Origin of the sequence: Sorangium sp. So ce185 (assembly GCF_051526825.1) — a bacterium.
GTDB classification, from domain to species: domain Bacteria; phylum Myxococcota_A; class Polyangia; order Polyangiales; family Polyangiaceae; genus Sorangium; species Sorangium cellulosum_D.
This window is the reverse complement of sequence record NZ_CP150316.1, coordinates 8731274-8752820: the sequence shown is the minus strand read 5'-3', so window position 1 is coordinate 8752820 and position 21547 is coordinate 8731274. Positions and strand designations below refer to the sequence as shown.

Here is a 21547-nt window from a genome sequence, read left to right as displayed (position 1 = left end):
TCGTCTCCCCTCAGGTCCGCGGGGGCCGTTGCGCCAGCTGATCGAGCCCCAGCTCCCGCGCCTTCTGGGCGAGCGCCTCGATCTTCTTCTTCCCGTCCGCATCCGCGCTCGGCAAGAGCGACGTCAGCATCCCCGACAGCGTCCCGTCCGCGGACCTCGCGAGCGGCGAGGGGTGCGCGACGAGCTGCTTCAGGTCCTCGGGGAGGCTCGCGTTGCCGTTCAGGTAGTCGCCGACCAGCGCCCGCACCGTGGCGCTCTGGTCGACCATCCCGTCGACCGACTGGCCGAGCGTGACCGCCTTGACGAACCGATCGAAGAACGCCCCGTCTCCGCCCACGATGTTGATCTTCGCCTGCTCGAACGCGCCCCGCAGGATCTCCGCCTGCGCCCGCGCGATGTCGGCGCGGATGCGCAGCGCCTCGAGCTCCACCGCCCGCTCCTTCTCGAGCCGCAGGCGGAACTCCTCGTGCTCCCGCCCGACCCCGTCGAGCGCCTTCATGGCCGCGGCCTTCTCCGCCGTGCCGGCCGCCTCGGCCAGGAGCCGCTGCTTGATCGCGGTCGCCTCCGCCAGGCCCGTCTTCTCGAGCGCCAGCGCCTCCGCCTCGCGCGTCCGCGCGGCCGCGAGCCCCTTCTGCTCGATGCCCGCGGCCTCGGCGAGCAGCCGCTCCCGCGCGACGAGCGCCTCGGCCCGCCCCTGCTTCTCGATCGCCTGCGCCTCCGCCTCCTTCACGAGCACCCGCGCGAGGCCCTGCTTCTCCTCGCCGACCGCGGCGGCGTTCATCTTCTCGAGCGCCACGCGCGCCTCGGCGAACCCCTGCTTCTCGATCGCCTGCGCGTCGGCCTCCTTCACCCGGATGCGCGCCAGGCCCTCGGCCGCCGACTCGGCCTGCACGCCCTCGGCCAGGCGGATCTTCGCGCGCGCCGCCTTGTCGCTCGCCTCGAGCTCCGCGTCCGCGATGACGAGCTTCTCGCGCGCCCGGAACTTCGCCGCCTCCTCGCTCGCCTCGGCCCCCTTGATCTGCTTGACGAGCTGCTCCTGCGCCTCCGCCTCGGCGTTGATGCGCGTCACGTCCTTGAGGCGCGTCGCCTCGGCCACGGCGCGCACGTCCTTGATCCGCTCCTCCTCCTCGGCCACCGTCTTCTCGACCGCGATCCGCGCCCGGACCACGTCGGCGATGTCCTTCTTCTGGAGCTCGATCTCCTTCTCGCGCGCGATCTTCTGGAGCGACACGTCGCGCTCGCGGCTCACGATCTCGAGCTCCCGCGCCTTCGAGACGCGCTCGGTCTCGACCGCGACCTCGCGCTCCTTGTTCTTCTGGGCGACCTGGACGCCGCGCTCCTTCGCCTCGCGGGCGACGAACGCCTCTTCGTCGTTCTTCTCCTGGAGGAGCACCGTCTTCTTGCGCTCGTCGCTCGTGATGCGGGCGGCCTCGTTCTGCTCGCGCGCCTGCGCCACCGCGATCTCCTTCGCCTTCTTCGCCTCGGCCTCGGCCCGGCGCTGCTCGAAGCGGAAGATCGCCTCGTCGGAGTTCAGGTTCTGGCTGCCGATCTCCATCCGCTCCTTCTGGCGGAGCTCGTTCGTCAGCACGTTCTGCGCGACCGTGAGCTCGGTGATCTTCCGGATGCCCTCGGCATCCATGATGTTGTCCTTGTCGAGCAGCTCGATGGGCGTCTGCTCCAGGTAGTCGATCGCCGCGTCCGCGAGCACGAACCCGCTGAGATCCTTGCCGATGACGTCGATGATGTCGTCCTTGAACTTCTGCCGCTCCTTGTAGAGGTCCTCGAAGTTCAGGCGCTTGCCCACGGTCTTGAGCGCCTCGGAGAACTTCGCGGCGAACAGCTGCTCGAGCGTCTCCGGGTTCGAGGCGCGGACGCAGCCGATGGTCCGCGCGACGGTGCGCACGTCGTCCTGCGTCTTGTTCACCTGCACGAAGAAGGTGACCTTGATGTCCGCGCGGATGTTGTCCTTGCAGATGAGCCCCTCCTTGCCGCGCCGGTCGATCTCGATCGTCTTGACCGAGATATCCATGTACTCGGCGCGGTGGATGATCGGCAGGACGAGGGTCCCGGTGAAGGTGACGATGGGGTCCTGGCCTCGCGTGTTGATGATCAGCGCCTTGCCCTGATCCACCTGGCGGTAGAACTTGGCGTACATGACCAGCATCCCGAGGGCGACGAAGGCGAGGACACCGACGAGGACGAGGATGAGGGGGACGGTCACAGTGGGCACGCGCATCTCCTTCGCGATTCGGCGGAGGGGAGGGCGCTGATCCTCGCGCCAGCGAGGGTCGACGCCCGGGCCCGCTCCGAGCCGGGTCGGGGGCCGCACGATGCCCCCTCGGGGGAGAGCGTACACGAAACCAGCAGCGCGAAAGCGGCGTTCAGCCGCCGCGACGGTGCTCGTCCCTGGCGCGCGCCGCGGGGATGGCCTCGTCCTCGGCGCCGTCCGGGGGAGCTTCCACGCGGGACGCAAGCCGCTCGGCGAGGGGAGGGGGTGGGCCCAGCAGGCCGTCGAGCGGCTCGACGCTGAAGACCTCCCCGTGTGGGTCCCAGCTCACGAGCAGCGCGCGGTCGCCGCGGCGGAGGGCGCCGGGCGTGTCGCACCGGACGTCGAGGATGTGGCTCGCGCCGCCCTCGTCGATCACCGCCTGGCCGAAGCGCTCGTCGACGCGCCCGGTGGAGACGACGCACACGCGGCCGACGAGGTCCTTCTTCGACGTCGCGTGCCGGGTCACGAAGAGCGGCGCGAGCGGCCGCACCGCGACCGAGGTCAGCAGCACGGCGACGACGAGCGACCCGGCGAGCGCCGCGAGGCCGAGGGCCCAGCGGGGCAGCCCGGCGCCGGCCCAGAGCGGCGCGGCGAGCATCGTCGACAGGGCGCTCGTGAACCAGCCGAACGCCGCGATCAGCGTGAGCGTCACGGTCGCCGGCACGCGGTGGAGCTCCAGGGCGACGAGCAGCGCGCCGACGCCGTGCGGGGCGTCGGCCCCGTCGGCGGCGCCTTCGAGCGAGCCCTTGGCGGCGCCTTCGAGCGAGCCCTTGGCGGCGCCTTCGAGCGAGCCCTTGGCGGCGCCCTCGAGCGCGCCCTTGGCGGCGCCTTCGAGCGCGCCCTTGGCGGCGCCTTCGAGGCCGCCGAGGTCGGGCGTCGCGTCGCCGTGGGCGCCGCCGAGCAGGTCGAGGTCGAGCGCGCCCAGGACGACGAAGAGCCAGTAGATGAGCGCGAGCGCGAGCAGGACCGTGAAGATCACGGCGGGGAACGCGAGCGAAGCGGCGAGCACCTCGGCCATAGGAAGACGCGGGCAGGGCGCAGGCGCAGGCGGAGGGGAAGCGATGTGCGATGCGGCGCCCGCGACCAGCGCCTCGATTGGATCACAGGGAGGGGAGGGATGGGGCCAAATTCGGCCGTCCGGGATGCCGCTGAAAAGGCTTGACACGGCCGGACCGGCGCCCGTGGCGAGTCGCCCGACCCGGGGTCGGGGTCGCTTGGCAGCGAGCTGGATCCGGCTCGCCCAGACGACGCGCCGGGCGAGCTTGCCGGGGGAGAGCAGGTGCTATCGCAGAGCGACTCGGCCTCTCGGAGGCGCTCGGCCTCGCGGGCGGCGCTGCGCGTGTACGCGGCTTCTTTGGCGGGAGAGTGAGGTTCCCGCTGCGCGCTGCGCGAACTGCGTTTCCATGAAGCCTTGTCGATCGTGGATGACGTGGTGGTGGGGGCCTTCGTTGCCGTGGTGGAGATATGCCTCCTCGTCGGGACCAGCGCCCTTCGGGACGAGCGCCCGGAGGATCGGCGAGGGGATTGGCGGGTGAAGGCACGAGCCCGGGGAGAGCACATCTCGCTCACGTCGCGAGGGAAATATCGCGCTTGAGGGTGGAGAGGGGCCATGTGCCGCGTAGTCGAGGTGGGCGCCGTGCCCGGCGCCGCGCGGCGAGCAGCGGGCCACGGAGCTGGCGGGGGGATGCGCAGGACGGGGGGGAGTGTTGCATAGGATACAACCGGGGCGCGCAGGAGGGTGGCGAGGCTGCGCAGGAGGGGTGGCGAGGCTGCGCAGGCGATGCAGTGGGGGTGCGCAGGACATGGCAAGGGGAGCGCAGGAGGCGTGGCGGGGCGGCGCAGGAGCCGAGCGACTGTAGTGTAGTTCACGGAATGGGGCGCACAGGAGGTCGGCGAGGCTGCGCAGGAGAGGCGGCGAGGCTGCGCAGGAGGGGTGGCGAGGCTGCGCAGGAGGGGCGGCGAGGCCGCGCAGGCAGGGGGCGAGGCTGCGCAGGACGGGCGGCGGCGCTGCGCAGGAGGGGCGGCGAGGCTGCGCAGGCAGGGGGCGAGGCTGCGCAGGAGGGGCGGCGAGGCTGCTCAGGAGGGGCGGCGAGGCTGCGCAGGAGGGGCGGCGAGGCTGCGCAGGAGGGGCGGCGAGGCTGCTCAGGCGGGCGACGAGGCTGCGCAGGCGGGCGGCGAAGCTGCGCAGGCGGGCAGGCGCTCGTCGACAGCCTGGTCCATCTCGCTCGGAAGACTCTATGATTGCCTGCTTTCGACTCAGCATACATGGGTGAAGCCCTCGCCGTCTGAAATATCCGGTTTGCGCGCAGCGCTTGACTCACGGTGCAGCGCCATGGCCTCCTCGGCGCGAGGGAGACTGCAATGGCGCTCGTTCCGCGATGTGTGCCCCGGGCGATCATCCCGCTCTTGATGTTCCTTGCTTGCGTGCTCGCGCAGGCAGGGTGCCAGTGCATCTCCGGCGAGCCGCCCATGGATCAGCGTCAGGGCGTCGTCGCTTGCCGGACCCAGAGCGCACGCAGCCCTGCCACCTCCCGTCCCGCGCCAGAGGTCGAGACCGTCGCCGCCGGCACCATCGCGGGGGCGTTCTCCATCACGAGCACCGGGGAGGCCGCGTACGCTATGGAGCTGACATCCCCTCCGCCGCGCGCTGGCATGGGTCCTCGGATCGAGCTCGTCTATCGGAGCGACGGCGGCGACGGCGTGCTCGGTGCCGGCTTCTCGATTACCGGGCTATCCGCGATCACGCGATGTCCGAAGAGCCTCGCGCAAGACGGGGAGATCCGCGGCGTGCGGTACGACGGCGACGACGCGCTCTGCCTCGACGGCCAGCGCCTCGTTCCGGTGGGAGAGGGGCCGGGAACGATCGAGTACCGGACGTTTCCGGATACCTTCGTCAAGGTGGTCGGGCACTACCCTGCAAGTGGCGGTGCGCCCGCCGAGGCGCTCTTCTTCGAGGCAACCCTGACCACCGGCCGCGTCGTCGAGTACGGGCGCACCGAGGGCAGCAAGCCGCTCGCCCGGGGCGGCGTCCCGCGCGCCTGGCTCGCGAACAAGGCGCGTGACGGCCGCGGCAACGCCATGACGTACGCCTACTGCCTCGCCGAGGCGGAGGACGGTCATGCCGCCGAGTACGCGGTGGAGGAGATCCGCTACACGGCTTTCGAGGGAACGCCGTCGCTCGAGCCTTCGCGTGCGGTGCGCTTCGTGTATGGGACCAAGGATCCGGCCGCCATTCGCACCGGGTACTCGGGCGGCATGGCGCTCCAGCGCTCGCTTCGCCTCGAGGAGATCCAGATGCTCGGTCCTGGCGACGCGCTGGTCCGGAGCTACGGGTTCCGCTATGAGCTCAGCCCGACGACGAGCCGCACGCTCCTGACCCAGGTCGAGGAGTGCGCGAGCGACCGGGTCTGCAAGCCTCCCACGCGCTTTCAGTACAGCCACGCGAAGCCCGGATTCAAGCGGGTGCCAACGGACATCGACGAGCCGGTCTCCGAGAGGGCGAGCCCGATGGTGTTCGACATCGACGCCGACGGGCTCGACGACCTCGTGATCCCGGACGTGGTCGCGGGGCTCAGCACACCGAGGAATCCGATCACCGCGTGGCGGGTGGCGCGAAACGTCGGGCCGGGCGCCTCGCCGTCCTTCCTCGCACCGGCGGAGCTCGCCTTCCTCGAAGAGTGGCCCACGATCGCCGATCCGGTGGGCCCCTCCGATCCGGCACTTCTTCAGCCCGAGCTCGGGACGGTCCTGGACTACGATGACGATGGGCGGATGGACGTCCTGCTCCACGACGTCTATGGCACCGAGGTCACGTGGCATGTGCTCCTGTCCCGGCCGGACTGGAGCTTCGCGCTCCATGACACGGGCATCCGCAGGCCCTTCCCGCTCGGGGTCACGCCCGCGCCGCCGAGCTTGAGCAGCCCCGGCGCGTCGATGCACCTGGGCGATCTGGACGGCGATGGCGTGCCGGATCTGATCCAGTGCGAGGATCACGCCCGCGAGGGACAGTCACCGCTCCCGCTCGCTGCCGTGTGGGCCGTCCACCCCTGGCGACCTGCGCGCGGCGCGACGCCCGCGGGCTTCGATCCCGCGGGCGAATCGATCGAGCTGCTCACCGGCTATCCCTGCGATACGGAGCTCCATACGCTCGACGTCGACGCCGACGGCAAGGTCGATCTCGTCGTGCCCTCTCTGCAACGGTTCGGTGACGGGACGGTCCTCCTCGGCGAGAGCTACGACGCGATCATGCGCCGGGGCGAGGGGCGCTGGGAGGTGATCGACACCGAGCTCCGCGTCGTGTGGCCCGGGGGCCGCGTCGTCTTTCTCGACGTGAACGGAGACGGCCTGCCCGATGCCGTCGAATCCGGCATGGGTGACCACCAGCTCTATACCTACTTGAACACGGGCCCGACCTTCGTGGCCTCAGCGTTCCGGACCGTGGACGCGTTCAGCTTCGGCGATCTGTTCGGTCTTCCCGATCAGGACGCGTTCTTCCGGTTCGCCGTGCCGCTCGACGTCAACGGCGACGGGCGGCAGGATCTCCTCATGCCGGTTCCGCCAGGCATGCTGCTGGGCGGCTCCGATGCGCTCCCGTCCTGGGCCGTCCTGCTCGCGACGGGCGACCGCGCTGGGCCGCCGTTCAGGCTCGTCGACGCGGGGGTGCCGTTCGAGGCCAGCCTCGGCGATGCGGTCACCCTCGCCGATCCGCGCGGGCCGCGCATCGGCGACGTCGACGGGGACGGCGCGCAGGACGTGATCCTGTCGCTCGGCGGCGTGTTCAACGTGTTCCGGAACCTCTCGGCCGACCAGGATCTCCTGGTCGCGGTCTCCGACGGGATGAACGCCCGCGACCCGGCCGAGTCGGACTTCGTGCCCAACGTGAGCATCTCGTACGGGCATCTGACCGACGCGTCGGCGGCGACGGGCGACGGGGCGGGGGATCCGGCGCGGGAGAGCCCGTTGTATGTCGCGCGTTCCGGCGCGGCGGACGACTGCGGCTATCCGCGCCGTTGCGTGGTCGGGCCTCGTCGGGTGGTCAGCGCGTACGCCCTCAACAACGGGGCGGACCGACCGCGGCGTTTCGAGGTCAGCTACCGCGATGGGCGCTATCACCGGCTGGGCCGTGGATTTCTCGGGTTCGGGGAGCGGCTCGCCACCGACCTGGATACGGGCGCGGCGACGCTCGACGTGTACGATCACATCACCTTCGACGACGAGCTCCAGGTCTTTCCCTTCGCGGGCAGCGTCCAGCGGATATGGCGCTGGGCTCCGGGGCTGGCGAGCCAGCCCAGACCTGAGCAGATCGAGCTCTCGTTCGTCGACGTCATGCGGACGAGGGTTCCGACGAACGACGGCGCGACGTATTTCACGCTGCCGACCGAGCGCCGCGTGAGGCGAGCGCAAGGGATCTATCCACCCCCGAACGGCGCGACGCCCTCCATCGAGGCGTACGTGCGGGAAGTTGAGGCCGGAGGCGACGGCGCGATGCTGCTGCGCGACTCGATGTCGACGGTGACGGACTTCGACACGTTCGGCAATGTGCGCGCCGAGGAGGTCGCGACAAGCGGCGTCGACCTGACGTTCAAGGTCACGCGGACGTTCAAGAACGACACCGAGCGCTGGGTCCTCGGCCAGCTCCAGACGCAGAAGGAGTGTAGCGCGGCGGCGGGGATGTCGCAGTGCCGGACCCTCACCCGAACGACCACGATCCACGGCGAGGTGGAGACCGAGTCCACCGAGAGCGATGACGGCCTGCCGGACACGAAGCTGACGATCGCTTACGTGCGCGACGACTTCGGGAACATCACCGGCGTCACGGCGGAGGACGCCTTCGGGCACCAGCGGGCATCCAGCACGGACTTCGACGAGGAGGGCATGTTCCCCGAGAAGTACGTGAACGCGGCCGAGCATACGACCCTCGTCGAGTTCGACGACGCGCTCGGCGTGCTCCTCAAGCAGGTCGATCCGAATCAGCTCGTGACGACGTGGGCGTACGACGGCTTCGGGCGCCTCGGCGTCGAGACGCGCCCGGACGGCACGACGACGGTCACGCTCTCCCGCACCAAGGACGGCGGCCCGGCGCAGAACGCATGGCGGGTGAGGCAGCGGAGCACGACGACCGGCGGGGCCGACGATACGATCGAGCTCGATGGCCTCGGCCGGCCGATCCGCTGGTGGTGGTACGGGCCCGCGGCGGAGCCGGCGCAGGGGGCGGGCGATGCGAAGCGCATCCAGCAAGAGATCGGCTACGACGCGCTCGGAGAGCACATCGCGCGGCGCTCGGTGCCGGTCCGAGAAGATACCCCTGAGAGCGACAGGCTGTACGATCGCTATGAGTACGACGCGGTAGGCCGCGAGGTGCGGCATACGACGCCGTGGAACGCGGTCACGACAACGGAGTACGACGGCCTGCGCGTGCGCGTCACCGACGCACACGATCACGTGACCATGACCGAGCTGGATCCGCTGGGGCGAACCGTGTTGATCACCGACGCAGCCGACGGGATCACCCGCTACAGTTACGGCACGTTCGGCATGCTGTACACGGTCACCGATCCAGGCGATGCGGTGACGCGCACGACGCGCGACGCGTTCGGCCGCGTCCGGCAGCTCGACGACCCCGATCGGGGCACGACGGTCTCGATCCATGACGGCTTCGGCGAGCTGATCTCGTCGACCGATGCGCTCGGGCGAGAGACCTCGTGGGCGTACGACGCGCTCGGTCGACCGCGCTCGCGCGTGGACCAAAGGGACGCCGAGCGCCGGACGACCACGTGGACCTGGGACACCGCGGCGCACGGGATCGGGAAGCTCCACGCGCTCGCGAGCCCCGACGGGGAGAAGACGTACGGGTACACCGACCGCGGCCAGCTCGACACGATCTCGCTCCGCATCGACGGCGAGCGCTCTCCCCTGGAGGCCAGGCTGCGCTACGACGAGCTCGGCCGCGTCGAGGCGGTCACGTACCCGTCGCCTGCCGGCGCGGCGCCGTTCGTCGTGGACCACGACTACGACGCGCATGGCCATGTGATCGCCGTGCGCGACCGCGGAACGGGCGCCGCCTACTGGCGCTTGACGGACGTGGACGACGCGGGGCGCTTCCGGGAAGAGGTGTTCGGCAACGGCGTCGTCACGGAGCGGAGCTATTTCGCCGACAAGCAGCGCCTGAGGCACGTGGCGACGCAGAGCGGCGCGGGCGCGGTGCAGGATCTCGACTATGGGTTCGACGATCTCCTCAATCTCACGCGCCGCACGGACGCGCTCCAGCCCGAGAACACGACGGAGCGCTTCCGCTACGATCCGCTCCACCGGCTGACCTGCGCGTACTTCAGAGACATCGAGAGCGCGGCGGCGCCCTGCGCGCTCCGGTACGGCCACGACCCGAACGGCAGTCTCACCTTCAAGTCGGACGTTGGAACGCTCTCGTACGATGACCCGCTGCACCCGCACGCGGTCACCGGCGCGGGCACGGCCAGCTTCTCTTACGACGCCGTTGGCAATCAGGTCGCGCGGCCGGGCGGCACGACCGTGCGTTATACGCCGTTCGACCTGCCGGAGCGCATCACGCAGGGCGCGAGCACCATCACGTTCGGCTACGACGGCGACCAGCAGCGGATCCGCAAGACCACGCCGGAAAAAGAGACGCTCTACTTCGGCGACCTGTACGAGCGGGTCACCGATCGGGCGTCGGGCACCGTGGAGCATCGGTACCACGTCCACTCGCCGGAGCGCGTGGTGGCGATCGTGACACGGGGAGGCTCGGACGGCGGCACCCGTTACGTGCATGTCGATCACCTCGGCTCGGTCGACGCGCTCACCGACGAGGACGGCGACGTGATCGAGCGGCGGAGCTACGACCCGTTCGGGCAGCGCAGGAACCCCGTGTGGGGAGAGCCGGCGCCTGCGTCGTTCTCCAGCGAGACGACGCAGGGGTTCACCGGGCATGAGAGCGACGACGAGCTCGGGCTCGTGAACATGAAGGGCAGGCTCTACGATCCCAAGATCGGGCGGTTCTTGACCACGGACCCGATCGTTTCGATTCCGACCTTCGGGCAGAGCTGGAATCCGTACAGCTACGTGCTGAACAACCCCCTCGCGTACGTCGACCCGGGCGGCTTTCAAGAAGCGCTCCCGGAGGCCGGGGCTCGCTCACCGCTGCCGGCCGGCGCGGAGTTCAGTTGGGAAGTGCTCGACCTGCCGCCGATCGGACTCAAGCTGATCGTCGTTCCGTCCTCGGAGCACCAGGCGCGCTCCGACGCCGAGATGAACATCGTGGCTGCCGAAACGGGCGGCGCCATGCCGCCGATCGACGTCAGCACGACCGGAAGCGCTTCCGGGTACGTGCCGCAGCCGGTGAGCACGGGGCCGGAGCACGCGGGCGCCAGCGCCGTGGTTGGCCAGAGCTTGCTGGGCGCCGCGGAGGGGACGGTCGAACTGGCGGCGGGGGTCGCGCGGTCGCTGGCGCTGAACGCGCTGACGCTCGGGATCTACAGCGGATACGAGCTCGGCAGCGCGGCGTGGGCGGGGTACGAGGAGGGCGGGCTCCTCGGCGCGCTGAACGCCGTGAACCCGCTCTACCAGATCGGCCGGGGCGGCGCGGATACGGCCCTCGCCATCGATCAGGGGGATTACCGGGCAGCGGGCGAGGCGGGGGTGAAGACCGTCATCCTTGGCGCGGCCACCGTGTTCGGCGCGGGGAGAGGGCTGGGGGCGCTCGCGGAGGAGTCCGCTGCCGCGGCGGGTGCTGCCGGGAGAGGAGTGGTGGCCGGAGAAGCCGGTCGGTTCGCCGCTCTCGATGCGCGACGTCTTGTCGGGGACGGACTGACACCGCATCACATGCCGCAGGTGGCTCTCGGGTTCACTTCCCGAGCGGACGGCGGGGCGTTGGTTATGATGGCAGAGGAGCACGCCGCAACACGGACCTACGGTGTACTTGGTCGAGTTACGGCCCGAACCGAGGCGGGAATGTCGTTCCGTGATGTGCTCGCTCGCGACATCCGCGACGTCCGCCAGATCGTCGGCCCCAAGTACGACCAAGGGCTCCGCGACCTCTTGCAGTTCTATAGGCAAAATTCCCCCAAACTCATGGAGAGATAATCATGGCTGTCCGCAAGGAAGTGGAAGAATTCGTTCAGCTCGGGCCACTTCCGGATTCTTGCGCTTCTGAGGAGACAATAGCGTTGCACCAGGCACACCTGCAGCGCATCAAGCGGCCGGTGACGGACGAGGAGGCCGCGCTGTTGGTCAGCTCATTCGGGCCGGACGACTGTTACGGACTTGCATGGACCCTCCTTCACCTGATCGAGTCAGCTCCTGGAGGAAGTCCCGTCAAGGTCGAACCGAGTCCTACCGACAATGAGTGGATTCGACGGCTGTGGACGAGCTCCCATACATAGCGATCTTGGTACGCCCTTGCCGATCCGTAGGTGCGACTATCGGGCGGCGGGGGGGTATACCGAAGGTCGCAGTGCAGCAAATGTCACTAATCAAGCATTGTGCGATGCGGATCCCAGGCTGAAGGGTTTGCAAATTCCCGAGCTTGCGCCAGTTAAGTTTGGCGGAATTTCTACAGAGCTGTCAAACAAGATCGCGGTCACACAGGCTGAACAAGCGCCGCTTACGACGTTCTGGAATCGTATGCGAATTCACGTGGAAGGGGGAGTTGGCAAATGACCGACATCGATCTGCTTGCCGCGCGACTCGGTCGAAATCCGCCTGCGCCGGCTGGATAGTCACGGATTCAAGACGATCAAGGTCGCAAGCGACAAGAAGAGCGTCTGTGAGCGCTGCGCCGCTCGGTCCGCCCAGGAGAGGGCCATCGCCGAGGAGAGCGAGGCCGTTGTATACCATGTCCCACATCGGGAGCGCTCCTCCTGCCCGCGGCATCCTCTCCCCCGGGCATGCGGGGGTTGCCAGCGAGTTTCAGGGCGGCGGCGGGCGCGCGAGGCCATCAAGCGGCGCTTGACCTCGCGGAGCCGCTGAGACCACATGGGGAGCCATGCGCACCGTCCCGGTCCAGCCCGGCGACATCCTGGCGGGCAAGTACCGCGTGGAGCGTGTGCTCGGCACGGGGAGCATGGGGGTCGTCGTCGCGGCGGTCCACGTCGAGCTCGGCCAGCGCGTCGCCGTCAAGTTCATGCGCTCGGCCCACGACGTCGACGCCGGCGCGCGCGCGCGCTTCCTGCGCGAGGCGCGCGCGGCGGTGCGGCTGCGCAGCCAGCACGTCGCCCGCGTGTTCGACGTCGGCACCCTCGAGGGCGGGGCGCCGTACATCGTCATGGAGTTCCTCGAAGGGCGGGATCTCGCCGCGTTGCTCAGGGAGCGCGGGTCGCTCTCGCTCGACGACGCCGTGGAGTACGTCCTCCAGACGTGCGAGGCCGTCGGCGAGGCCCACGCCGCCGGGATCGTGCACCGCGACCTGAAGCCGGCGAACCTCTTCGTCACGCACGACGTCAGCGGCTCGCCGTGCATCAAGGTCCTCGACTTCGGCATCTCGAAGATCAGCGGCGCGGACCTCGCCCTCACCGATGACGACCAGACGCTCGGCTCCCCCTATTACATGTCGCCCGAGCAGATGCTCTCGTCGAAGGACGTCGACGCGCGCAGCGACCTCTGGGCGCTCGGCATCCTCTTGTACGAGCTCATCGCCGGGCAGACGCCGTTTCACGCGGACAGCTTGCCGGAGTTCTACGGGCGCATCCTCGCGGCCCGGCCGACGCCGCTCCGCGAGCGCCGGAGCGACGTGCCCCCGGAGCTCGACGCCGCGATCCAGCGGTGCTTGACGCACGATCGCGAGCAGCGCTGGCGCGACGTGGCAGCGTTCGCCGGCGCCCTCGCGCCCCACGCGCCCGCACGAGCGCGGGGCTATCCGGAGCGGGTCTCGCGCGTGCTCGACATGCAGCGGCTGTCATTGTCGGGATCCAAGGACGAGCCGGGGGCGCGCCCCATCGAGCCGTCTCCGCCGCCGGCCAGCGCCGGAGCCGCCGAGGAGACCGCGCCGCTCCCGCTGAATTCCGTGGAGGAGACGGCGCACACCCTGTCCCCGCCGCGCAGCACCTCGTCGTCCTACGAGCTGCTGGGGGCGAAGCCGCGCCGCCGGGCGCTCCTCCTCTTCGCCGGCGCGCTCGTCGCGGGCGCTGCGCTCGCGGCGCTCGTCGGCGGCAGGCAGGAGGGGGCGCCACCCCCGGCTCCGACAGGCTCGCCGGCGGCCGCCCTGGGGGCGCCGGACGCGGCCCCGCCGGCGCCCAATGCGCCCCAGGCTCCCCCCTCCACGAGCGCCCCTCACGGCGCGAGCGCGACGGCGCAGGCGGAGCCCACCTCGCCTTCGGCGACGGCGACGGCGACGGCGAAGGCCACGCGGAAGGCGACGAAGCCCCTCCCGCGGGCGAAGCCCCCGGCCGAGGGCCCTCGCACCCCGAAGCCCGAGCCGACGATTTCGTACGATGAGCGGCGCTGACACCGGGACAAGGGCGAGGGGGGCCGATATCCTCCGGGAGGTGCGTGGCCCAGGCCCGATGCGTGTGAAGCGCAGCGTCATCGCCGCCAGTGCGCTGGTCCTCTCGTTATCGCTCGCGCCGCGCGCCCTCGCGGATCCGACCGCCGAGGACCGGGCGGCCGCCGACGTGCTCTTCCGCGAGGGGCGCGCGCTCATCAAGCAGGGCAAGTATGCCCCCGGCTGCTCGAAGCTCGCCGCCAGCCAGAAGCTGGATCCGATGGCCGGGACGCTGCTCGCCCTGGCGGATTGCTACGAGCTCAATGGCGAGACGGCGAGCGCCTGGGCGACCTTCAACGACGCCGAGGCGATGGCGCGCAAAGCGGGCGATCCGCGGCGCTCGAAGGAAGCGGCGCGGCGGGCGGGGCTCCTCGAGCCGCAGCTCTCGAGGCTCGTCATCGAGGTGGCGCCGGAGGCCCGGATCGAGGGGCTCGAGGTGCGGCGCAACACGAAGCTGCTCGATGCCGCGCTGTTCGGCTCGGCGATCCCGGTCGATCCGGGCGAGCATACGATCGAGGCGGCGGCGCCTGGCAAGGAGGCATGGAGCGCGAAGGTGCTCATCGCGCCGAAGGCAGCGCAGAGCACGGTGCGCGTCCCTCGGCTCGAGGACGCGCCCGCGCCACGAGCGGCCACCGCGCCCGCGCCGGACCGGCCCTCGCGCCCGCGTGCGGCCGCGAGCGCCCCGCCCGCGGCGAGCCCGTGGAGCGCGCAGAAGACCGTGGGGCTCGTGCTGGGCGGGGTGAGCCTGGCCGGGATCGCGGTAGGCGCCGTGTTCGGCGTCGATACGCTCTTGAAAGTTGGCGAGGCGCGCAGCCAGCACGGGTGCACCGACGACGACCCTCCCCGTTGTGACGCCGAGGGGATCGAGCTCCATCAGGCCGCCAACACGACCGCCAACATCTCCAACGTGGCGTTCGCGGCGGGGGGCGCGGCGCTCATCGCGGGCCTGGTCGTGTTCCTGACCGCGCCGTCGAGCGAGGCCGCGCCGAAGGCGGCGCTGGAGGTGCGCCTTCAGCCCGCGGTCGGGGTGGGAACGGCGGGGATGTCGCTGCGAGGTAGTTTTTGAGATGCGAGAGACGCGACCATGGAAGCTCGTCATCGCCGGGGGCGCTCTGCTCGTCGCCGGCTGCCAGCTCGTCGCGGGCGTGCGCACCGACGCGGAGCTGGACCAAGAGGGGAGCGGCGGCAAAGGGTGCAGCGTGCCTTCCGACTGCCCGGGCGGCGTCTGTCAGGGCGGCGTCTGCAAGCCGGCCGGGGCGACGTGCGTGCGGGACCTCGATCCGTTCGACATCCTCACGTCCGAGGACCTCGGAGGCCATGAGGTCGACGCCTCCTCGCTCGTGCTGGCGAGCGGCCCCGGTCGCGCCTTCGTCTCCGTCATCGACAAGACGGCGAGCCGGCTCGTGATCGGGACGGTGCGCGAGCTCCGGGACCCTGCCGGATCCAAGGCGGAGTTCCCCCTCCCCGACGGAGCGGCCTTCGTCACCGGCCGCGAGTCGGGAGGGCAGCTGACCCTGCTGGGCAGGGTGGGGGCCGACATCGGTCAGCTCGTCTTCCCCACGACCACCGACGGCGTCTCGTCGAAGGGGACGTTCCAGCGGTTCCCCGCGCTCGCCCCGGAGTGCTCGAGCCCCAACGTCGCCGCGTCGATGGCGTTCGCGCGAGCGGGCGATGAGGTCTTTTACGCCGCGACCTGCGAGGCGCCGGGCGGCTCGACGCGAGCGCTCGTCGTCGGCGGGTCGGCCGCGACCGCGTCGACCCTGGTGGCCCAGGGCCCGCGCACCGATGCCTCGCTCAACGTGCGCTTCTACACGGTCACGAGCGGCCGGCATCTCCTCCTGCTGGACGACGGCGCGACCGGAGAAGCGTTCTTCAGGACGGGCGGCGCCGCCGCCGATCTCGGCGTGGCGCAACGGATCCAGTTCAGCCCATCTCCTGAAGAGGTGGAGTCGTTCTTCGGCGCGTTCCCGCTGCCCGAGGGCGATGGGGTCACGCTCTTGATCGCGCACATCGTACCTCCGCCGAGGCTCGCCGTCTCGGCGGAGGTCGGCGTCGTGAGGGACTTCTCGTCGCTCGTCGAGGTCCCCCCGCCCGGCTTTACCCCTGTCTTCGAGCTCCAGAACGTGAGCCAGTACAACCCCCCGGGCCCGCCCATGAGCGACGGCGAGAACGTGTATGTGACATTGGTGCCGCACCCTGGAAAGACCGTGAATCTGGGCTGGTTCACGCGGACGGGCGAGTCCTTGCTCCCTCAGGAGCACATCTTCTCCCTCCCGGACGGCAGCAGCGCGCAGATCCTCGGCTCGACCGTCGCGCAGCTCGGCACCAAGCTGCTCGTCGCCTGGATCGAGCAACACGACGGCGCGACCTCGGTGCGCGGCCAGCGGCTTATCTGCGCGCTGTAAGGAGCGCGAGCGCGCCGCGCTCGCCCTGGAAGCGGTCGCGAGATCTGGTGGTAGCCCAATTTGCCCCGGAGTGATTCACATGAAGGCGAGAAGGCAGGAAGAACGTTGATCTTCTTCTTCCCGCCTTCCCGCCTTCATGTTCGAATCCGGCCACCACCTGAGATCTGAGGTGCGCAGGAGTCCGGCCATCGCCATCCTTGGCCGGACCCCCGGGCGGGCGGAGCTACGAGGCGTTCCGGCGCGACTCGTTGTTCTTCGTCTCCGACGTCGACGACGTGGCGCCGATCGAGGTCGCGCCGCCGGACGTGCCCGCGGCGGCGCCGGTCGCGCCCGCCGTGGAGCGCTCGCTCGACGACAGCCCGCCCGTCTTCGCCTCGCCCTGCTGCTGCTGCTCGCGGTACAGCCGGATCTCGTTCCGCACGTCGGTCACGCCCGAGATCCGCTCCGCGAGCGTCTCGAGCTGGTGCTTGAAGCGGCGCTCGCGGACGGTGCCGGTGAGGACGACCTCGCCGTTCTGCACCTTCACCTCGACGTCGCTCGCGTCGAGATCCGGGTGATCGGAGATCTGGTCGCAGATGTCCTCCCGGATCCGCTCGTCGGAGCGCTTGTATCCCTTGGGTGGACGACCGCGCGAACCCCCGACGTCTCCGCCCACGGTGCTGAGGAAGCTCCGGCCGCCGGAGCCCTGTCCGCCGGACTGGTAGCCCTGCCCGCCGGACCGGTAGCCCTGCCCGCCGGACTGGTAAGGGGAATGGCCCTGATCGCGGTAGCGGGGCTCCTGGCCTTCGTACCCGCGCCGCTCGCTCCAGCCGCGCTCGTCGTCGGCCCACTGCCGGAGGCCGCCCCGGGCTCCGTAGCCTTCGTGCTGGCCGCCGCCGAAGCCTCCCTGGCCACCGAAGCCGCCCTGGCCGCCACCAAATCCACCCTGGCCACCGAATCCACCCTGGCCGCCGCCGTGGTAGCCCTGGCCGCCATAGCCGCCCTGGCTGCCGCCGAATCCGGCTTGACCGCCAAAGCTGCCCTGGCCGCCGCCGTAGCCGCCTTGGCCGCCACCATAGCCGCCCTGGCCGCCGCCGAATCCGCTCTGGCCGCCGGCGTGACCCTGACCGCCGTAGCCGCCCCGGCCGCCGAGGTCGCGCTCGCCGCCGAAGTGGCCCTGACCGCCGTGGTAGCCATGGCCGCCCTGGCTGCCGCCGAATCCGCTCTGGCCGCCGCCGTGGCCGCCGAGTCCACCCTGGCCACCGAAGCTGCCCTGGCCGCCACCGAAGCCGCCCTGGCCGCCGCCGAATCCGCCCTGGCCGCCGCCGTAACCGCCTTGGCCGCCGCCGAAGCCGCCTTGGCCGCCGTAGCCGCCCTGGCCGCCGCCGAAGTGACCTTGGCCGCCGTAACCGCTCTGGCCGCCGCCGAAGCCGCCCTGGCCGCCACCGAAGCCGCCCTGGCCGCCGCCGTAGCCACCCCTGGAGCCAAGATCGTCGCGACCTCCTCGCTGGAAGTCATCGCGGTAGCCGCCCGACGCCTGGCGCTGGCCTCCGAAATCTTCGCGCTGGGACCAGCCGCGATCCTGCCGGCCCTCCCAGCCGCGCTCGCCGCCGTAGCCGCGCTCGCCGCGCTCGCCGCTGAAGCCGCGCTCACCCTCGTGACCGCGGCCGCCGAACTCCCGCTGATCCCATCCGCCGCGGAAGTCCTCCTGGCCGCTTCGGGCATGGCGCTGATCGTCTCGCTGGACGACTTGCTCGTAATTGCCACGATGCCCGTAGCTAGCATCGCCGGCGGCTCCGCGCTCGCCTCGATATCCCTCATCGCCTCGCTGTCCCTGGTGTCGCCCAAACCTCTCCTCGTCGCGCCCCCGGCCGTCGTTATGTTCCTCGTCGATCCATCCCTGACGATTCGGCATGACTCCTCCGCCTTTCTTGCGACACGAGCGACACGGCAGCGAAACCGCCTCGCCCCTTGCGTGGTCCAGTCGACGCTCGAGGGGCAACCGTGATCGGGCCGCCCGCTCTGGCGCGCCCGTCCGTTGCCGCGTGACCTGAAGAACCGAGGCCTCGATGCCCCAGCGCGGCCCCGCGTCGCAAGGGGTATTCCAGAACGGGCAGGGCGGTGTTTCGGTACGTTTTCAGGAAGATCACGCCCGCCGCGCACGCGCCGAGGTGCAAAGTGCCTCACGTCGGAGCGGCAAAGCGTCCCATCGAGACGTTGTGCCACAGCGACATCGCGAGTTAGGGCCCCTCCCGAGAATGCCTAGGGAGCCCACGGATGCTCTCTCTCGCAGCGGCGCGGGCTCGGTCGATCGGGCCATGGAAAGCCGCGGGCGACGACCCCGAGCAGCTGCCCCGGACGCCGATTCGCGCCGTCGACGTGCTGCCGAGCTCGGTGCCCGACGCCAAGGCTCGCCTGCCCGGTTTCTTTCTGAAGCTCATTTTGTGCCGAGCCGCTCCTGCGGTAGAGCCCGGCTGCCGTGCCCGGCTCGCCGCGACCTTCCGGACCGGGCGCGATGTTGCCGGCGGGTTGACATCCAGGCGTCCGGACTCGACCATGCCGCGCGCATGAGCCAGCAGCATCAATCGTCGAAGAACGTCCTCGATCGCCGCACCCTCGCGGGCGATCACCGCCGCCTGGCCGAGCTGCTCCGGCCGGGCCAGTCGGTGCTCGACGTCGGCTGCGGGACGGGCTCCATCACCGCGGGCATCGCCGAGGCCGTGCAGCCGGGCGGCGAGGTCCTCGGCCTGGACCGGGACGCGGACCTCCTCGCGCGGGCGGCGGCGCGCTTCGCCGGCCGGCCCGGCCTGTCCTTCGCGTGCGGCGACGTGCTCGCGTTCGACGCCGAGGCGCGGTTCGACGTGGTGACCGCGGCGCGCGCGCTCCAGTGGGTGCCTCGCCTCGACGAGGCGCTCGCGCGCATGGTGCGGGCCGCGAAGCCGGGCGGCCTGGTCGTCGTGCTCGACTACAGCCACGAGCGCCTGCGCTGGGATCCCGAGCCCCCCGCGTCGATGCGGCGGTTCTACGCGGCGTTCCTCGCGTGGCGCGCGGGGCTCGGCATGAACAACGCGCTCGCCGACGACCTCGCCGGGCGCTTCGCGGCGCACGGGCTCGAGGCCGTCCGCGTCACGGACCAGGACGAGCGCTCCCGGCGGGGCGACCCGGGCTTCGGGGCGGCGCTCGATATCTGGCTCCACGTCATCGACGGCTGCGGCCCCGCGATGATCTCGGCCGGCGCGCTCACCGAGCCCGAGCAGGGCGAGGCGCGGCGCGACTACGCGGACTTCTGCCGCGACGTCGCGGAGGGCCTGGTCATGGTCCTCCGCGCGGTCGAGGGGACGAAGCCGGGCGGGTGAGCGCCCGGAGGCCCGCCGGCGGTCGCCCGGAGCCCGCCGGCGCCGGCGCTCACCTCGGCGCGCGCAGCGCCTCGAGGATCGCGTCGAGCCGCTCGACGATCGCCCGGCCCTGGTCGTGCGCGCCCTGCGGCGCGCCGAGCGCGGAGGCCGCGAGCGCGGGGCCCATCGTCATCGCGAAGGCGGCGATCGCCTTGCCCGCGGCGGTCTGCGCGAGCCGGTCGGCGTAGCCGCCGGACACGCACGTCGAGATGAACAGGAGCGCGTCCAGGAAGCTCGCGCACCGCGGGTTCTCGCCGTGCTCGGCCTGGTAGAACAGGGTCGAGCACCCGACGAGCATCACCGCCAGCGCGTCGAGGGGGTCGCGCGTCATCGCGCTCCGGAAGCGCTGCTTCAGCCCGTCGTACGAGAGCTCGCCCGCGCCCCCGGCGGCGAGGCCCAGCGCGAGCAGGGCGACCGCGCCGCGCAGCCGTTCGTTCCGGCCGAGCAGAGGGGCCGCGGCCGCGGCGTCGTCCACGATCTCCCTCGCGGCGAGCGCTGATCGATCTCCCAAGGCGTGCCCTCCCGGCCGCGCCGCGGGTCACGGCGCAGGCTCCATCTCTCGCACGGACGCGGGCCGGAGGGAACGGGCCGCGCGCCTCACCGAAAATTCATGCGCGCGACGCGCACCCGCGATTACCCTCGCGCCTTCCTCGGAGCTCCCATGCCGGCCCAGAGAAGCGTGACGAGATGGCTCGAACGGGCGCCCGCCCCGGTGTTCACGGCCTTCGCCGTGTTCGCCGCGTTCGCGACCTACTTCTGCATGTACGCCTTCCGCAAGCCGTTCGCGGTCGGGACCTTCAAGGGCGCGGTCGCGCTGCCGCTGCTCCCGGACCTCGATCTGAAGAGCCTCTACATCATCGCGCAGGTGCTCGGGTACTGCGCCTCGAAGTTCCTCGGCATCAAGGTCGTCTCCGAGATGCGGCCCGAGCGGCGCGCCCTCGCGATCCTCGCGTGCATCGGCGTGAGCGAGGCCGCGCTCGTCCTGTTCGGGCTCGCCCCCGCCCCGTACGCGGCGCTCTTCCTCGTGCTGAACGGGCTGCCGCTCGGCATGGTCTGGGGGCTCGTCTTCGGCTTCCTCGAGGGCCGCCTCGTGAGCGACCTGCTCGGCGCCGGCCTGTGCGCCAGCTTCATCGTCGCCAGCGGCTTCGTGAAGACCGTCGGCAAGCTCACGCTCGGCTGGGGCGTGCCGGAGGTCTGGATGCCCGCGGTGACGGGCGCGCTCTTCTTCCCGCCGCTGCTCGCCTCGGTGTGGATGCTCGCGCAGATCCCGCCGCCCACGGCGACCGACGAGGCGCACCGGACCCGGCGCGCGCCGATGGATCGCGCCGCGCGGCGGGCGTTCGTGCTGGCCAACGCGGGCGGGCTCGCGACGCTGGTCCTCGGCTACATCGTGCTCACCGCGTACCGCGATTTCCGGGACAACTTCGCCCGCGAGATCTGGGACGCCCTGGGCTTCGCCGACCAGCCGGCGATCCTGACGACGGCCGAGATCCCCGTGGCCATGGGCGCGCTGCTCTCGGTGGCGGTGATGATGGGGATCCGGAGCAACCGCAAGGCGCTGCTCGCGGTGCACGGCATCATGCTCGGCGGCGCGCTGCTCGCCGGGCTGAGCACGGCGCTCTACCAGGCGGGCGTCATCGGGCCCGTGGGCTGGATGATCAGCGTCGGGCTCGGGCTCTACGTGGGGTACGTCCCCTACAACTGCGTGCTCTTCGACCGGCTCATCGCGGCGGTGGGCTCGGTGGCGACGGCGGGGTTCCTGATCACCGCGGCCGACGCGTTCGGCTACCTCGGCAGCGTGGTGTTGCTGCTCTACAAGAGCTTCGGCCAGGCGAAGCTCTCGTGGCTCGAGTTCTTCCTCGGCTTCAGCTACGCGACCGCGTTCCTCTGCGCGGCGCTCTTCGCCGCGTCGGCGGGGTACTTCTGGCTGCGCACGCGCGGCCCGGTCCCAGCCGCGCGGCCGGCGCTCGACGCCTGAGCCGCCGCCCGTCGCCGGAGGCCCCGATCG

The 21547-nt window shown here is 71.0% G+C and carries 11 protein-coding genes; 7 read left to right on the top strand and 4 right to left on the bottom strand.

Annotated features, from left to right (window positions below):
- Positions 1 to 10: 10 nt before the first annotated feature.
- A complete protein-coding gene (locus WMF26_RS32005) occupies positions 11 to 2236 on the bottom strand; it encodes a hypothetical protein (protein WP_437995798.1) in 2226 nt (741 codons plus the stop codon).
- 145 nt (positions 2237 to 2381) lie between these two features.
- A complete protein-coding gene (locus WMF26_RS32000) occupies positions 2382 to 3287 on the bottom strand; it encodes a glycine zipper family protein (protein WP_437995797.1) in 906 nt (301 codons plus the stop codon).
- Positions 3288 to 4630: 1343 nt separating this feature from the next.
- Here WMF26_RS32000 and WMF26_RS31995 point away from each other — a divergent pair.
- The 4 genes from WMF26_RS31995 to WMF26_RS31980 all read left to right on the top strand — a co-directional run bounded on the left by WMF26_RS31995 (position 4631) and on the right by WMF26_RS31980 (position 16165).
- A complete protein-coding gene (locus WMF26_RS31995; protein ID WP_437995796.1) occupies positions 4631 to 11365 on the top strand; it encodes an RHS repeat-associated core domain-containing protein in 6735 nt (2244 codons plus the stop codon).
- A 901-nt stretch (positions 11366 to 12266) separates the two neighbouring features.
- Positions 12267 to 13724 (top strand): serine/threonine-protein kinase, encoded by a 1458-nt coding sequence (locus WMF26_RS31990; RefSeq protein WP_437995795.1) that lies wholly within the window; start codon positions 12267 to 12269, stop codon positions 13722 to 13724.
- Positions 13725 to 13782: 58 nt separating this feature from the next.
- Positions 13783 to 14826, top strand: a complete 1044-nt coding sequence (locus WMF26_RS31985; protein WP_437995794.1) for a hypothetical protein — start codon at positions 13783 to 13785, stop codon at positions 14824 to 14826.
- Position 14827: 1 nt separating this feature from the next.
- Positions 14828 to 16165 (top strand): hypothetical protein, encoded by a 1338-nt coding sequence (locus tag WMF26_RS31980; RefSeq protein ID WP_437995793.1) that lies wholly within the window; start codon positions 14828 to 14830, stop codon positions 16163 to 16165.
- A 223-nt stretch (positions 16166 to 16388) separates the two neighbouring features.
- Here WMF26_RS31980 and WMF26_RS31975 read toward each other — a convergent pair whose 3' ends face one another.
- Positions 16389 to 16820: a BON domain-containing protein gene (locus WMF26_RS31975; RefSeq protein WP_061627223.1), complete on the bottom strand. Its 432-nt coding sequence runs from the start codon at positions 16818 to 16820 to the stop codon at positions 16389 to 16391.
- Positions 16821 to 16916: 96 nt separating this feature from the next.
- Between WMF26_RS31975 and WMF26_RS31970 the strand changes: the two genes are divergently transcribed.
- The gene (locus tag WMF26_RS31970) at positions 16917 to 18152 is read left to right on the top strand and encodes a hypothetical protein (RefSeq protein WP_437995792.1); all 1236 of its coding nucleotides are present in this window, start codon (positions 16917 to 16919) and stop codon (positions 18150 to 18152) included.
- Between the two features lie 559 nt (positions 18153 to 18711).
- The gene (locus tag WMF26_RS31965) at positions 18712 to 19500 is read left to right on the top strand and encodes a class I SAM-dependent methyltransferase (protein ID WP_437995791.1); all 789 of its coding nucleotides are present in this window, start codon (positions 18712 to 18714) and stop codon (positions 19498 to 19500) included.
- 49 nt (positions 19501 to 19549) lie between these two features.
- Here WMF26_RS31965 and WMF26_RS31960 read toward each other — a convergent pair whose 3' ends face one another.
- The gene (locus WMF26_RS31960) at positions 19550 to 20050 is read right to left on the bottom strand and encodes a hypothetical protein (protein WP_437995790.1); all 501 of its coding nucleotides are present in this window, start codon (positions 20048 to 20050) and stop codon (positions 19550 to 19552) included.
- Between the two features lie 150 nt (positions 20051 to 20200).
- On the opposite strand from WMF26_RS31960, the gene WMF26_RS31955 reads away from it, so the two are divergent.
- The gene (locus tag WMF26_RS31955; RefSeq protein WP_437995789.1) at positions 20201 to 21517 is read left to right on the top strand and encodes a DUF5690 family protein; all 1317 of its coding nucleotides are present in this window, start codon (positions 20201 to 20203) and stop codon (positions 21515 to 21517) included.
- Positions 21518 to 21547: the final 30 nt, after the last annotated feature.